Raw genomic sequence first — 12,945 nt, forward strand, 5'->3', positions numbered from 1 at the left:
ACTCCTTTCAAAAAAGATGGTATGTATCTTTACCATCTTTTTAAGAAAAGTACACCTATTTCTTAAGTTGACAGCTATGGTGGCTTGAGCCTCCTCGTACGCTACGCTTCCTGCGGGGTCTCAAGGCGCACGCTGATCCTCTCGGAGTCGCCCCAGCTTCCGCCTCAATCCTACATATAGAGTGGATGGATATAGATCACTCACTGTCGGTAGTGTGTGACTTAGTGTTGTTATTTTTGAACTTAGTTAAGGTCAAGTACGGTTCCAGTTCAGAACGACTTACAATCCTAACTTCAATGAACTTGAAAAGTATCACCCACTCGTATTGCGAGTAAAAGCGAAGCGTTAGGAGCACATCTTTGCACTAGGAGGGGCGACTCCCGAGAGCCCATGGGAAAGCGTCCGCCTAGAGCGCAAATCCCCACCCCTATCCATGGCCAGCTATACTTAATTCCAAACCAAAAACAACCTCCATCAGCAATACCTGATAGAGGCTGTTCGTGTTTAATTCGTCGCTTCAGCAAGCTGCTTGTTCAAATCTGCGAGGCGCTCTTCCATTCTAGAAAGGCGTAGTTCTGCGTTCTCGATCATCTTCACATGACCCGTCGACTCCAACTTCTCCATATCACCCTGCAAGCTGATGTAGTCCATCTTCAGCTCAGCGATCTCTTGCTCCAACTGATCCTTCGTCATAATGGAAAACTCCTATCATATGTTTTCCTTTAGTGTAACATATTCTGTCTTGTGCGTTTAGGAAACTCTAGCAAGTAACGGATCGCCTCAATTACCTCTTTGTTACTCGTACCTACATCGATTTGCAACTGCTTTTTGATCGCGCGTTCCTTACGTGCGTCATGCAGCAATGGTTCCATAATCGCGTTCAGTAAGTTTGACTGTGTTACTTTACGACCGAGGCCAAGGTGGGTGAAGCCGTTTCTTTCGGTCGGAAAGCCGAGGTTTGATTCGAACTCGTTTTGGGCAAGTACAATACAAGGTACACCGATAACAGCTACTTCATAAGGTGTATAGCCCGCATCACACAGAACCATATCGGCTTTGGAGAACAACTCTGCACGGTTGTCCGGGGCTTGGACGACTTTTGTATTCGGTCGGCTTAATGCCATCATTTGGATTTCACTCACATCATGTTTATAATTCTTTCCTAGTAGCACCATAACGGATAAAGGAATTTGCAGTTGCTTTAAATGTCGCAACGCACGAAACGTGAGATTTCCGGGATCTTCATCACCGAATGAAATGACGAGTTGCGATGAAGATAGGGATTTTCTCTTTAAACCGGCATGTCGAAAAGATTCCAGTGAAGCGTCTGCTATGAATGTCTTAGGCCCCACGATATAGTGCTCGGCATGTAGTTCCTGAGTTTCCGGATACAGCGTCTGGATCACCCAGTCTGCTAATTGTCCGCCATCACCAAAATCATCGAAATGTAGAATGCTAGGCACTAGTTCGTGAATCTTGATCATTTCGTCCTTATAGCTTGGACCACTGTCACGAATCAAAAGATCAGGCTGAAGTTTACCTATTAATTTAATGAATGAAGAAGGGCCGATTACTTTATGGCATGTAAAATCTTCGCTTGGGACTGGTGTTTCTTGATCGTATAAAAAGATGACTTGTGCTTCGCTTTTTAGCGTATTTGCCAGTATTAGTGCACGGCGTAAAGGATAACTTCCCTTACCTTCAGTTATGGAAAGATAGATCACGATTGTTTTTTGGACTTGTTTTTCGATAGGAACCACCCTTTCTGAATCTGCTCGTTCCTCTTACCCTATGAAAAAGAGCAATTGTTTATTACAATGAGAAGAAAGTGCTTCAGAAAGGCTTGGAAGAGGGAAGGAGGCGACCTACCTAATGTTCAATTCATTGATTATGGATTTAATGTTGGTCGTATTAATTGGTGTAGCGTCGCAATGGATAGCATGGCGCACGAGAATGCCAGCGATTGTCGTGATGGCGATTGCGGGTCTGTTGGTTGGACCTATTTTCGGTTTGATCAATCCGCAGCAATCCATGGGAGATTTATATTCTCCGATTATTACGTTTGCGGTAGCTATTATATTATTTGAAGGAAGTTTGAATCTCGATTTTAAAGAAATTAAAGGATTTGGTCGTCCCGTTGCGCGAATCGTTACATTCGGCGCGTTCATCGCGTGGATTGCCGGTTCACTTGCAGCCCACTATATCGCAGGATTGTCGTGGGAAGTGGCATTCATCATCGGGGGATTATTTATCGTAACAGGCCCTACCGTCATCCTACCTTTATTACGACAAGCGCGTTTAAAGCCTCGCGCTGCAGCCATATTGAAGTGGGAAGGCATTGTCGTAGATCCGTTCGGCGCACTTTTAGCAGTCTTTGCATTTGAAGTGATCAAGTTTCTAAATAATGAAGTAACAGTCAAAGCGATGTTGCTTTTCGTGGGCGCATCACTATTTTCTGTGCTTCTTGGTTGGGGGACCAGTCGGATATTAGGTACGTCGTTTGAAAAAGGTTGGGTGCCTGAGTTTTTAAAAGCGCCTATTTTATTCGGCTTTGTATTATTCGTCTTCGTATTATCTGATGAAATCATGCACGAGACGGGCTTATTGGCCGTCACAGCGATGGGGATGACGATGGCGAATATGCATTTGACTACACTAGAAGACATCCGTGAATTCAAGGAAAACATTTCAGTATTGCTTATTTCAGGGATTTTCGTCATGCTGACAGCTTCCCTCAATCCGCATATATTGATTGAAATCTTGAATCCGAAAATTATCTTATACGTACTCGCGATGCTATTCGTCGTCAGACCGCTATCTATCTGGGTATCAACAATCGGCACTGATTTGACGAATCGTGAGAAAACACTCATCGGGTGGATTGCGCCGCGAGGAATTGTAGCACTGACCGTTTCGGGATATTTCGCTTCGATTTTGCTCGAGAACGGCTACAAAGATGCAGAACTATTGACTGCACTAACCTTTGCACTCGTATTTTCGACCGTTATCGTACACGGCTTCTCGATTGGTTGGCTCGCAAAGAAACTGAACTTGACTACACCGATCGAGTCGGGTGTTGTGCTCATCGGTAGCACGAGGTTTGTAGCCGAACTGGCGAAGAACATTAGTGACGCAGGTCATAAAGTATTAGTTATTGAAGGTTCTTGGGGCGGACTTTCCAACGCACGAAAGCTCAGTGTACCAACATATATGGGAGATATCTTATCTGAACATACCGGGTATCATCTCGACTTAACGCCATACCGTTATATTTTGGCGATGACCAAGACCGATACCTATAATTCACATGTATGTGCTGACTTCACGCCCGATCTAGGACGGGACTTACTGTTCCAAACGACGACGCATAAACGAAGCGCAGATCAACAGTTTAATTTAGCAACAGGGCAGTTCCTGTTTACACCGAACTTGTCCATCCATGAACTGGACGAGCGCATTCATCAAGGACACGTATTCCGTAAGACGTTGCTGACGAAACAATACAGCTACACCCAGTACTTACGCGAACGCGATGACCAGTCGGTATTGCTATACGTCATGCGCGCAAATGGAGACATGGAGTTCTACACGGCAGAAAAAGAACTCCAAGCACAGACAGGGGATACCATCGTAGCGCTCTCGACGTTGAATAAAACCATCGAGCGGACAATTGACAAATTGGAAGAAAAGAACGGCAAAGCCAATGTGCCGAAAGAAATCGTCGTAACGAAGTTCTTAGAAGATGCCCCAAATGAAAAGCCAGAAATACCAGGAGACACGCCTCCGAAGATTATGAAGAAATAGGGGATTGAAATAGGTAAAGTAGAATTAGTATCGTGCTAGGGAAAGCGTCCGCTAGCTGCAGCTTCCATCCCATGCACAATCCAATTAACTCACTAATTCATTCACCGTTCGCCCTTGAACTTAATAACCCTTACAAAGTTTCAAACCACACACTACTCCAAGTAGCGTGTGGTTTGTTTGGTTTCATAGAAAAGAGGGTAGTTATACTACACATGTTTGCCTAACAAAAACTAGTAAAAATCACCCGTCACGCATACCCTCATAGTATGAAATGCGTACTTGCTGGGTAAAATGAACACAATAACCCGCACGATTCCAATCTTTTGATGGATTGGCAGTTCACGCGCTATTGCGTAAACTAGTAATACTAGACACTCGTATCGAAAATTTCTATTCGGAGGTGGATGCCATGAATGCTGTAATGGGGTTTGCGAGCGCTGCCGAACAACTGCAGCGGTATGACGCAGTCCGTAGAAAGAATGCCGAGAACGCCTATGAACGCCAAACAGAATTTAGGGAACAAGCGCAAAAGACCAAAGATGATTTAGTCGCCCTGCTGCGCGGAAACTCACAACCCATTGAAAAACTTGAGGAAACACCAAACGACTTCCAAAAGCTTGGCGCAGGCCAGGTCAAAAATATCTCGATTCCACTTGGCAACAACCTAGATGAAACTATTGAATTATGGCGTGATGTTCGCAAAGAAGCGTACTCTGAAGTCGCGCCGACGACTGCGGACTATCAGTTAGCTAGTAAAGCATCAGCGAAGATCACACAAGCTGAACTACAAGTAGCGTTACATAACCGCGCCAAAACCATCCACGATCAAATGAAGGCCGTCGATAAAAATGTTGTAACTGACGGACCAAGTCGCATGCAACAGCAATACAGTCATGCGTTTTCCATCTATCAAGTACAAAGTCAAGCCAAATTGAATCAGTACCAAATGGATCAGCCCCAACTGAATGTCAGCGTCTGATCCGATTCGCTTGAAAAACGGAGCTCGTTTTGCTGGAACCCAGTGAAATGGGCTTTTTAGTTATACATAGCATATACAAGTTTTCTATTAGAACGAAAGAAAGGATGTCACGTATATGGCAAAAAAACATAAGTCCCCTAAAACGAACGCAATTCGTATTCTTGAAAGTGAAGCTATCCCACATGAAGTCCGTAGCTACGAAACAGACGACGGAGAGAATGATGGAATTTCAGTTGCCAATAAAACGAATGAATCGGTTGCGAACGTCTATAAAACGCTCGTAGCAATGGCTAGTAAAACGGATTTGCTCGTTTTTATCATTCCCGTATCAGATGAGTTGGATTTAAAAAAGGCTGCAAAAGCGGCAGGATTTAAAAAAGTGGAAATGCTACCAATGAAAGAACTGACGAAAGAAACGGGTTATGTCCGTGGCGGATGTTCGCCAATCGGCATGAAACGAGAGTTACCGACGTTCATTGACAAACAAGCGGAAGCGCTCGACTATTTTTATGTCAGCGCAGGTAAAGTCGGTTTACAAATGAAATTGGCCCCTCACGACTTGGCGCTTGTCGCAAAAGCACAATTCAGTGATCTCATAAAGTAAGAACCTAGCAACCTTGTCGATTTCTGTTACAATGAATCAATGAAGACATTGACAACTAAAAGAAAGAAGAATGTATATGCGTAATTTACTAGCTTGGCGGTGGATATTTTTCATCGGTGGCATGATGATAATGTCACTCGGGATCTCGTTGATGATTAAAGGTCAACGTCTTGGAATTGCACCGTGGGACGTATTCCATATCGGTTTGTATCAAAACTTCGGGTTAACGATAGGTTCATGGAGTATAATATCAGGTTTTGTTATCATTGCGGTGACGTCGGTGATTTTAAGAGAGTGGCCGAGACTAGGTACATGGTTAAATATGTTGGTGATCGGTGTATTTATTGACTTTTTCAACTGGCTTTTGCCGGATGTCACATCATTGACTGCACAAATCATTTTATTCATCATCGGTGTATTCGTTTTATCCTATGGTGTAGGAATCTACGTTTCACCAAATCTTGGTGCGGGTCCACGTGATAGCTTGATGATACTGTTCGTCGAAAAATTTGGCTGGAGCCTTCGATTGGTGCGTACTACGATAGAAGCAATCGCCACGTTATTTGGTTTCATCCTCGGCGGACCTGTCGGGATTGGTACACTCGTTGTTGTCATATTCTCTGGACAAATCATTCAGATTGCCTTGCCGCAATGCAAGAAAATATTGCTGAAGATTACTCAACAAACGGATGAGAAAGTGTTATTGAACTATAAAGAAGCATAAGCCATCAAGGCTGTGCTTTTTTTATTTGCCTATACATATGATGAAAGGAAGAAAGAAAGGGTGGTCAACATACACGGTTATATTACAGAATACATGGGAACAGCCTATACAGGACAAGGCGTGCAGCACAAATACGAGGAGTTGCTTGCAGAATCTAAGAAAACGATATTTTTGAAGTGTCTGCCTACGCATTCCTTATCGCAAGTACTTAATGACTTGGCGGTCTACTTTGTCAACAGGGGTTATCATGTAGATAGATTCATGAATCCTGGCCATGTAGATAAAACCGATGCGCTGTTCGTAAAAGGACTGGAACTGTTCATCTTACAGGCTTCGCATCCGATTTCATTTGAGCCGACAGAACTGGGCAGACGCCATAAAGTATTTTGCTTCTATGATGTCTATCATCAAGATCAGCTGCTCGTTCGGCATGATGAAGTAAGTACGTTGCTGAGGGAAGAAAGAAGTCACTTCGAACAGTCGTTGAAGGCATTGAAAAAGGCAAAAGCGATCCATGATGAGTGGGAACTGGTCAATATCGCGCGCATGGATTGGCCGCGCCACGAAGAGATTACGGAAGAATTAAAGAGAGAGATATTCGGCACTATGGAGCTGACGAAAACTGCCCACGTCTCGCATCGAATTATCGGTTCGTTGTCCGCTGGCAGTGCACATGATTTCATCCCGTCTATTACAAGACATATGAAACGACGCTTTTTAATTAAAGGGTTGCCGGGTACAGGGAAATCTACTATGATGCGTGCGCTAGGAGATGAAGCGCAGCGTCGAGGGATAAATGTGTTATATGGCTGGTGTGGTCTGGATCCGGCAAGTATTGACTTAGTGCTGTTTCCAGAGTTATCGATTTGCTTGTTTGACGCAACGAAACCTCATGCCTATGATGCAGATAGTCCGCGTGATGAATTAGTAGATATTGTTCCGCTATGTGCGAAGGACGAGGAAGCAGAAAAGCAGATTGAAGATATTCGACAGCGTTATCAAACGACCATTGGAGAAGCGGGCAAACAGATGCAAGTCGCTGTGCAAGCACAAAACAGCGTAAGAATCCAAATGGACCGAGCATTGAATGTGGAAGTATTTGAGAAGAAATTGCAAAGTCTTTATGCCTTTATTAAAGAGTATGAAGACAAGTAACTTAGTATAAAACACAAAAAAACCGCAGAGGCTCTGCGGTTTTTACTTGAATGTATGAATATAAAAAGCTTCATTATGCAACCAATCGAGTGCCTCTGTATCGTTCGCTGCCCATCGTTTTTCCATATCAGGTAGCATCCAGATCGTTTGTGATGCATGTGCGCGCAAAGCCGCAATCTTTTTATCCGCCACGTCTGGCGTATGGTGTACGATATGCGGTTCACCAAGTTGCTTCAACGTATCATTGTCGAAAGCTTTCATGTATAGCACAGGACGGGTCGCTTCAGGCATGCGACTCATCGCTTCGATCACGGCTACGCCTGTCGCATTGTGGTCGGGGTGCACAGCAAGCGTCGGATGGAATGAAATGACTAATGAAGGGTTTAATTCATCTATCAGATCGGTCATCATCGTAATGAGTTTCTCTGGATCTTCGAATTCTATTGTTTTGTCCCGAAGTCCCATCATTCGTAAATCTGTCAAACCCATTGCGTCACATGCATCCAGCAACTCTTGCTTACGGATCTGCGGCAGTGTTTCACGGTTCGCGAATGGTGGATTTCCTAGGTTTCGCCCCATTTCGCCAAGTGTCAGGCAAGCATACGTAACGGGTACGCCCATTTCAATGTATTCTGCAATGGTTCCGGCGATTCCGAATGATTCATCGTCAGGGTGAGGGAATACAACGAGTACGTGTCGTTCTTTTTGCAACATCAAAAAATCTCCCTTCTTAATAAGCAAATGGTGTTTCACTGATTTCGAACGCAACCGCAAGTTTTCCGTCAGGTCCAAGTCCTGCCATCAGTAAACGATTATGCTCATCCAGTGTGTAATGTGTAATCCCTTGTGCGTAAATCCAACCGCTCGGTAACTTCAAGCCAATTCGGTGAGGGGATTCGCCTGCTACTTTTCCAAGTTCATAGCGAATGACGACATTACGAATGAATGCCCCCGCATTGAAAAAACCTTCTTGGAAATGAGAAGCATACGAACCGTTTGTGGTTTCCAAATGTATGTAAACATCTTTATTAGCAAAGGAGTCCAGTAACTCCTGTAAGTGTTTCGCGTCAACAGTTTCCATGCTCAACCTCCTAAATACTGCAGTCATTTTACTGCAATTCATCTATTTATTAGTATATAGATTGTACGGTTTAATTGCGATTAGACGGCTCATAAAAAAAGTCAGGCCTAGACCTGACTTTTGCGCTTATACTTCCTGCAGCTTTACCTGTGGTGCGTCAAACTGGTTTTTTGCACCGTGCATGACAGGTCCTACATACTCATTGAGCTTCCAGCCGTGCGTAATTGCCGCTGTGACGAACTGTTTTGCTTCAATGACCGCGTCTTTAATCGTCATACCATTCGCTAGATTCGCTGTAATGGCTGCAGCAAATGTACAACCTGCACCGTGATTATACTGTGTATCCGCTTTTTCTGATTTCAATACCGTAAATGTCGTGCCATCGTAGAATAAATCTACGGCTGCTTCGTGATCAAGTTGTTTACCGCCTTTGATCACAACATTGCGTGCACCCAGTTCATGGATTTTCTGCGCCGCTACTTTCATGTCGTCAATAGTCTTCGGTGTTTTCATAGAAGCTAATTGTCCTGCTTCGAATAAATTCGGTGTGACAATTTCTGCTTTGGGCACAAGATATTTGATCATCGCGTCTGTATTGCCTGGATTCAGTACTTCATCTTCACCTTTACACACCATGACAGGGTCGATAACTACATGATCTAAACCGGACTCATCAATTGCCTGGCCTGCAGTTTTGATAATTTCCTCCGTGCTAAGCATGCCTGTTTTAATTGCATCGATCCCAGTCGACAACGCCGTCTTCAATTGCGCTTTTACGACATCAATCGGTAATGAATAGACATCATGTGACCAGTTTTGATCGGGATCCATCGTTACAATTACTGTTACTGCCGTCATGCCGTATGTACCGTGTTCTTGAAAAGTCTTCAGATCCGCTTGAATACCTGCGCCGCCTGATGTATCCGAGCCTGCAATCGTTAAAGTTTTCTTCAATGGCATAATAAAACATCTCCTTCGCTTACTACTTTTTCTTGCTATTTATAGTATACAACTAATTGTCGGAATACAATCAATTTGGATGTTTAGCAAACCTAGAAGTCACGTTATACGTATACGTTCTGCTAATGAAACCTATTAGTCGACAGAACGTACAGATAGAGACAAAGTGTCTGATCATAAGATAGGATGTGAGCCATGAGTAAGCATGATTCATCCAAAAGAGGGAAAAAGGAAAGACAAGGGGCAGATGCGCAACCCGTCATACCGTTTGCTGGACGAAAAAAAACGAAACGCAAACGCAGGGGCGGAATTTTGGAACTTGCCTTTAGTTTATGGTCCTCGTGGAGAAAAACACATACTTTGCTTATTTTATTATTGATCGTCGCACTTATTACCCTGCCAATCGCAGGATTTTATTTAATGCAACTAGGTTCTACATTTTCTGAACAAAAAACAGCCTTCGTCGAGCGCGTACGAGAATTGCAGGAGTTGGCGACCGCCGAAGCCTATACGAAAGTTCTCATCGAACGCACGGACAACGAATTATTCGGCCGAAGCATAGGCGTTAATTTTCCTGGAACGAAACGGAATTTATTAGTGGTTATTCCCGGCTCTGTTAAGGCTGGAATCGACCTCAGTAAAGTCACTGAGCACGATATGCAAGTGGATGAAGAAGAAAAACGCATTCAGTTAACGATACCGAAAGCTGAATTCCTAGGTGGTGCCGAACTATATTTCGATAAAGTGGAAGTGTATTCGGTAGAGGGACTCTTCCGCGGTAAAGCGGATATTAAAGAAGGTTATGAACTAGCGAATGAAGCCAAAACAGTACTGATGGAAGAAGCATCCGAGCAGGGTGTGCTGGATTCTGCTGAACAGAATGCAGTCAAATCGCTAAAGGATATGTTTTCATTCGCTGGCTATCGATTGGATATTGAATTTAAGGAGTGATGCATATGGTAGCAGAATTTCGTAATGATTGGGATCGCATACTAAAAGATGAATTCAACAAACCGTACTATCAGGAATTGCGTACATTTTTACACAAAGAATATGCACATCACGTCATTTATCCGCAAATGACCGACATGTGGACAGCTTTTAAACTAACAGCTTTTCAGGACGTCAAAGTGGTAATATTGGGTCAAGATCCATATCACGGACCTAATCAAGCGCATGGCATGAGTTTTTCCGTACAACCTGGCATTAAGTTGCCTCCAAGTTTGCGCAATATCTTTAAGGAGCTGTCTTCGGATATTGGTATGGATATTCCAGCAGAAGGAATGTTGACAGGATGGGCTGAACAAGGTGTATTATTATTGAATACGGTACTGACTGTGCGTGAAGGGGAAGCGGCTTCACATCGCGGCAAAGGCTGGGAACTGTTTACGGATGAAGTCATTCGCAAACTATCCATGCGCAACGACCCTATTGTCTTCATTCTATGGGGGAAGCATGCCCAGGAAAAAACCGCTTTGATTAACCGTAGACGTCATGCAATCATCGAATCACCACATCCAAGTCCGTTTAGTGCATCGCGCGGATTTTTTGGGAGCCGACCATTTTCCAAAACAAATGAGTACTTGACTAAGTGGAATAAAGAGCCGATTGATTGGTCAAAAACTACGAAGTGAACAACTAGAAAGGAAGTGTGACTATGGCAGTCAATTGTTTCGACTGTATCTTCTTTTATACAACATGGGACCCTGCAAATCCGCGGGGCTGCAAGGCATATGGATTTAAGACGAAAATGTTACCTTCTATTGTAGTGAAGCGCTCCTCTGGTATGGAGTGCATGAAGTTCGAACCGAAAAAGGGGATGAAAATGCGATGATTACTGCTTCAAAATTGCTTGGAGAAATGGAACAACAAGTGCGCTTGGCAAAACAAGCACAAGACGAAGCGACGCAGCGGGAAGCGATTTATGCTGTGCGAACCTTATGTAATTTAATGCTGAATGAAGAACGGCCGTCCGAACCGTCCATTCCGCAATCTGTGCAACTGAGTTCTGTTCATGCAGCGCCAGTCACTTCGTTGAGCGAACAACCATTGCATGAACCGGATGCTAATGGGGAGTCATTGTTTGATTTCTAATAGCGCCACAAACCGTTCAAAAACCTGTTAATTCTAGCCCTGACGATATGATAGACTAGAATCAGGATATATATGATTTGTTAGAAAGAAGGAATATTCATGCCGTTTTTTATAATTGCTGGAGCTATTAACGCGGCTATTGCAGTTGGATTTGGGGCGTTTGGTGCACACGCATTAAAGGATCGCTTGTCCGAACACTATTTAGCCGTCTGGGAAACCGCGGTACAATATCAGATGTTTCATGCGATTGCCTTACTTGCCATTGGTATTTTGATGAGCAGTGCATTGCTTGGACCATCGACACAACTATCGTGGGCCGGCTATTTGATCTTGGCTGGTATCATTATTTTCTCGGGAAGTCTGTATGTACTTAGTTTATCTGGAATCGGAATACTCGGCGCCATCACGCCTATAGGCGGCGTCGCGTTCATTGCTGGCTGGATCATGTTGATTATTGCCGCAGTGAAATTCGGTAGATAATAAAGGAAAACCGCTCACACAGGATGAGCGGTTTTTTTCTTATGGCGTTTGGTCGAAGTAATTTAATTCCTCAGGGAACTCGGCATAATCGAAGTAGATCATCGGGAATAAGTAGCGTCTACCCGTTCCGGCTTCACTGAGGATTACGTGGTCACGTCCGGCAGCTTCTACCATGCCTGTAACAGCCTTCGTGTTCTTGCCTGCTTCTACCGCATGTTCGAATGAAAAGTGAAAGACGCCCGGTTTTCCTCTGTTGAGCCTGAGGATATTCTCGATATACGATTGTTCTCTGAAGGGTATAGTGGGCCCGCCCCCTTGTGGGTTAGTTTGTGGCGGTACCATTTGTTGCTGGCCATAGCCGGGATTCCAATAATAATTAACCATTTTAACATCCTTTCCAGATAAGGTAGTATTTCTTGCGGGCGGTCTTGAAGGAAGAACGTTTATAGGGATACACGTCGTTTCCTTCGAAGTTTATCGTGATGAGAGTGGAACAAAACCTCCTTGTTGGTATCTTATGTTGGAGGAGGGGGAGGTATGAATGGAGATTTGGAATGTGGAGTTCAAGAGCTTGCAATGTGATGTGCGTTGTATGTGTGAAAGTGATAGCAACGTTTCGCTGCGTTTCAGGCGGACGCGTTCGGGAGGGTGGGCGGTGAACCACACCCCTTCGCTTCGCTCGCAGGGTGTTTCACCTGTCCCACTAATCCTCCCCGAGTCGCCGCCTTACACTTCGCTTCACTGGTGGCTTGTTCTTGAGTTAGAAAGTGAAGTTCAAGACCCTGTGCAAGTTGTGAATTTTAGTTGTATGTAGAACCTAACTATGTTGAAAGTTAACAATAATTCACTTGCTATGGATAATGAGAGTTCTAAGTAGCACCAATAACTATGTAGGATTTAAGCGGAAGCTGGGGCGACTCCGGGTGGATAAGCGTGCGCCTTGAGACCCCGCAGGAAGCGTAGCGTACGAGGAGGCTCAAGCCACCATAGCTGTCAACTTAAGAAATAGGTGTACTTTTCTTAAAAAGATGGTAAAGATACATACCATCTTTTTTGAAAGGAGT

The 12,945-nt window shown here is 44.1% G+C and carries 16 protein-coding genes; 10 read left to right on the forward strand and 6 right to left on the reverse strand.

The annotated features are described in order from the left end of the window. Positions 1-504: 504 nt before the first annotated feature. Both CSV69_RS15830 and CSV69_RS15835 read right to left on the reverse strand, forming a co-directional pair. Positions 505-693, reverse strand: coding sequence for an SE1832 family protein (locus CSV69_RS15830; protein ID WP_085428085.1), 189 nt, complete (start codon positions 691-693; stop codon positions 505-507). A gap of 29 nt (positions 694-722) precedes the next feature. Further along, entirely contained in the window at positions 723-1,760 is a 1,038-nt protein-coding gene (locus CSV69_RS15835) for a CMP-N-acetylneuraminic acid synthetase (RefSeq protein ID WP_099693935.1), read from the reverse strand. A 112-nt stretch (positions 1,761-1,872) separates the two neighbouring features. On the opposite strand from CSV69_RS15835, the gene CSV69_RS15840 reads away from it, so the two are divergent. The 5 genes from CSV69_RS15840 to CSV69_RS15860 all read left to right on the forward strand — a co-directional run bounded on the left by CSV69_RS15840 (position 1,873) and on the right by CSV69_RS15860 (position 7,266). Then, complete coding sequence (locus CSV69_RS15840) at positions 1,873-3,804, forward strand: cation:proton antiporter (protein ID WP_099693936.1); 1,932 nt, start codon at positions 1,873-1,875, stop codon at positions 3,802-3,804. 409 nt (positions 3,805-4,213) lie between these two features. After that, positions 4,214-4,783 carry a hypothetical protein gene (locus CSV69_RS15845; protein ID WP_099693937.1) on the forward strand — a complete coding sequence of 190 codons (570 nt, stop codon included), beginning with the start codon at positions 4,214-4,216 and terminating at the stop codon, positions 4,781-4,783. Positions 4,784-4,898: 115 nt separating this feature from the next. Then, on the forward strand, positions 4,899-5,387 hold the full coding sequence (ybaK, locus tag CSV69_RS15850; RefSeq protein WP_085428089.1) for a Cys-tRNA(Pro) deacylase: 489 nt from the start codon (positions 4,899-4,901) through the stop codon (positions 5,385-5,387). Between the two features lie 76 nt (positions 5,388-5,463). After that, positions 5,464-6,111: a YczE/YyaS/YitT family protein gene (locus tag CSV69_RS15855; protein WP_085428090.1), complete on the forward strand. Its 648-nt coding sequence runs from the start codon at positions 5,464-5,466 to the stop codon at positions 6,109-6,111. A gap of 93 nt (positions 6,112-6,204) precedes the next feature. After that, positions 6,205-7,266, forward strand: a complete 1,062-nt coding sequence (locus CSV69_RS15860; protein ID WP_143560847.1) for a hypothetical protein — start codon at positions 6,205-6,207, stop codon at positions 7,264-7,266. A 42-nt stretch (positions 7,267-7,308) separates the two neighbouring features. Here CSV69_RS15860 and bshB2 read toward each other — a convergent pair whose 3' ends face one another. The 3 genes from bshB2 to thiD all read right to left on the reverse strand — a co-directional run bounded on the left by bshB2 (position 7,309) and on the right by thiD (position 9,307). After that, entirely contained in the window at positions 7,309-7,983 is a 675-nt protein-coding gene (gene bshB2, locus CSV69_RS15865; RefSeq protein ID WP_085428092.1) for a bacillithiol biosynthesis deacetylase BshB2, read from the reverse strand. A 13-nt stretch (positions 7,984-7,996) separates the two neighbouring features. After that, positions 7,997-8,347: a YojF family protein gene (locus tag CSV69_RS15870; RefSeq protein WP_085428093.1), complete on the reverse strand. Its 351-nt coding sequence runs from the start codon at positions 8,345-8,347 to the stop codon at positions 7,997-7,999. Between the two features lie 126 nt (positions 8,348-8,473). Then, positions 8,474-9,307: a bifunctional hydroxymethylpyrimidine kinase/phosphomethylpyrimidine kinase gene (gene thiD / locus CSV69_RS15875; protein WP_085428094.1), complete on the reverse strand. Its 834-nt coding sequence runs from the start codon at positions 9,305-9,307 to the stop codon at positions 8,474-8,476. 195 nt (positions 9,308-9,502) lie between these two features. Between thiD and CSV69_RS15880 the strand changes: the two genes are divergently transcribed. From CSV69_RS15880 to CSV69_RS15900, 5 genes are all read left to right on the forward strand, one after another. Further along, entirely contained in the window at positions 9,503-10,258 is a 756-nt protein-coding gene (locus CSV69_RS15880; protein WP_099693938.1) for a DUF4230 domain-containing protein, read from the forward strand. 5 nt (positions 10,259-10,263) lie between these two features. Next, positions 10,264-10,941 carry a uracil-DNA glycosylase gene (locus CSV69_RS15885; RefSeq protein ID WP_099693939.1) on the forward strand — a complete coding sequence of 226 codons (678 nt, stop codon included), beginning with the start codon at positions 10,264-10,266 and terminating at the stop codon, positions 10,939-10,941. 23 nt (positions 10,942-10,964) lie between these two features. Then, positions 10,965-11,141, forward strand: a complete 177-nt coding sequence (locus tag CSV69_RS17210) for a uracil-DNA glycosylase (protein ID WP_085428097.1) — start codon at positions 10,965-10,967, stop codon at positions 11,139-11,141. Next, positions 11,099-11,401 (forward strand): YwdI family protein, encoded by a 303-nt coding sequence (locus CSV69_RS15895; protein ID WP_143560848.1) that lies wholly within the window; start codon positions 11,099-11,101, stop codon positions 11,399-11,401. Before CSV69_RS17210 ends, CSV69_RS15895 begins: the two co-directional genes overlap by 43 nt. A gap of 99 nt (positions 11,402-11,500) precedes the next feature. After that, positions 11,501-11,881, forward strand: coding sequence for a DUF423 domain-containing protein (locus tag CSV69_RS15900; protein ID WP_085428099.1), 381 nt, complete (start codon positions 11,501-11,503; stop codon positions 11,879-11,881). A 39-nt stretch (positions 11,882-11,920) separates the two neighbouring features. Here CSV69_RS15900 and gerQ read toward each other — a convergent pair whose 3' ends face one another. Beyond that, entirely contained in the window at positions 11,921-12,265 is a 345-nt protein-coding gene (gene gerQ / locus CSV69_RS15905; protein WP_085428100.1) for a spore coat protein GerQ, read from the reverse strand. Positions 12,266-12,945: the final 680 nt, after the last annotated feature.

The sequence above is a fragment of the Sporosarcina sp. P26b genome (assembly GCF_002743245.1).
GTDB classification, from domain to species: Bacteria; Bacillota; Bacilli; order Bacillales_A; family Planococcaceae; genus Sporosarcina; species Sporosarcina ureae_C.

What these genes read in the sequence shown, in the direction of transcription:
- CSV69_RS15830 (WP_085428085.1), bottom strand. Translation starts at nt 693, where the DNA reads ATGACGAAGGATCAGTTGGAGCAAGAGATCGCTGAGCTGAAGATGGAC.
- gerQ (WP_085428100.1), bottom strand. Translation starts at nt 12,265, where the DNA reads ATGGTTAATTATTATTGGAATCCCGGCTATGGCCAGCAACAAATGGTA.
- CSV69_RS15885 (WP_099693939.1), top strand. Translation starts at nt 10,264, where the DNA reads ATGGTAGCAGAATTTCGTAATGATTGGGATCGCATACTAAAAGATGAA.
- CSV69_RS15860 (WP_143560847.1), top strand. Translation starts at nt 6,205, where the DNA reads ATGGGAACAGCCTATACAGGACAAGGCGTGCAGCACAAATACGAGGAG.
- CSV69_RS15900 (WP_085428099.1), top strand. Translation starts at nt 11,501, where the DNA reads ATGCCGTTTTTTATAATTGCTGGAGCTATTAACGCGGCTATTGCAGTT.
- CSV69_RS15880 (WP_099693938.1), top strand. Translation starts at nt 9,503, where the DNA reads ATGAGTAAGCATGATTCATCCAAAAGAGGGAAAAAGGAAAGACAAGGG.
- CSV69_RS17210 (WP_085428097.1), top strand. Translation starts at nt 10,965, where the DNA reads ATGGCAGTCAATTGTTTCGACTGTATCTTCTTTTATACAACATGGGAC.
- thiD (WP_085428094.1), bottom strand. Translation starts at nt 9,307, where the DNA reads ATGCCATTGAAGAAAACTTTAACGATTGCAGGCTCGGATACATCAGGC.
- CSV69_RS15870 (WP_085428093.1), bottom strand. Translation starts at nt 8,347, where the DNA reads ATGGAAACTGTTGACGCGAAACACTTACAGGAGTTACTGGACTCCTTT.
- ybaK (WP_085428089.1), top strand. Translation starts at nt 4,899, where the DNA reads ATGGCAAAAAAACATAAGTCCCCTAAAACGAACGCAATTCGTATTCTT.
- CSV69_RS15855 (WP_085428090.1), top strand. Translation starts at nt 5,464, where the DNA reads ATGCGTAATTTACTAGCTTGGCGGTGGATATTTTTCATCGGTGGCATG.
- CSV69_RS15845 (WP_099693937.1), top strand. Translation starts at nt 4,214, where the DNA reads ATGAATGCTGTAATGGGGTTTGCGAGCGCTGCCGAACAACTGCAGCGG.
- CSV69_RS15840 (WP_099693936.1), top strand. Translation starts at nt 1,873, where the DNA reads ATGTTCAATTCATTGATTATGGATTTAATGTTGGTCGTATTAATTGGT.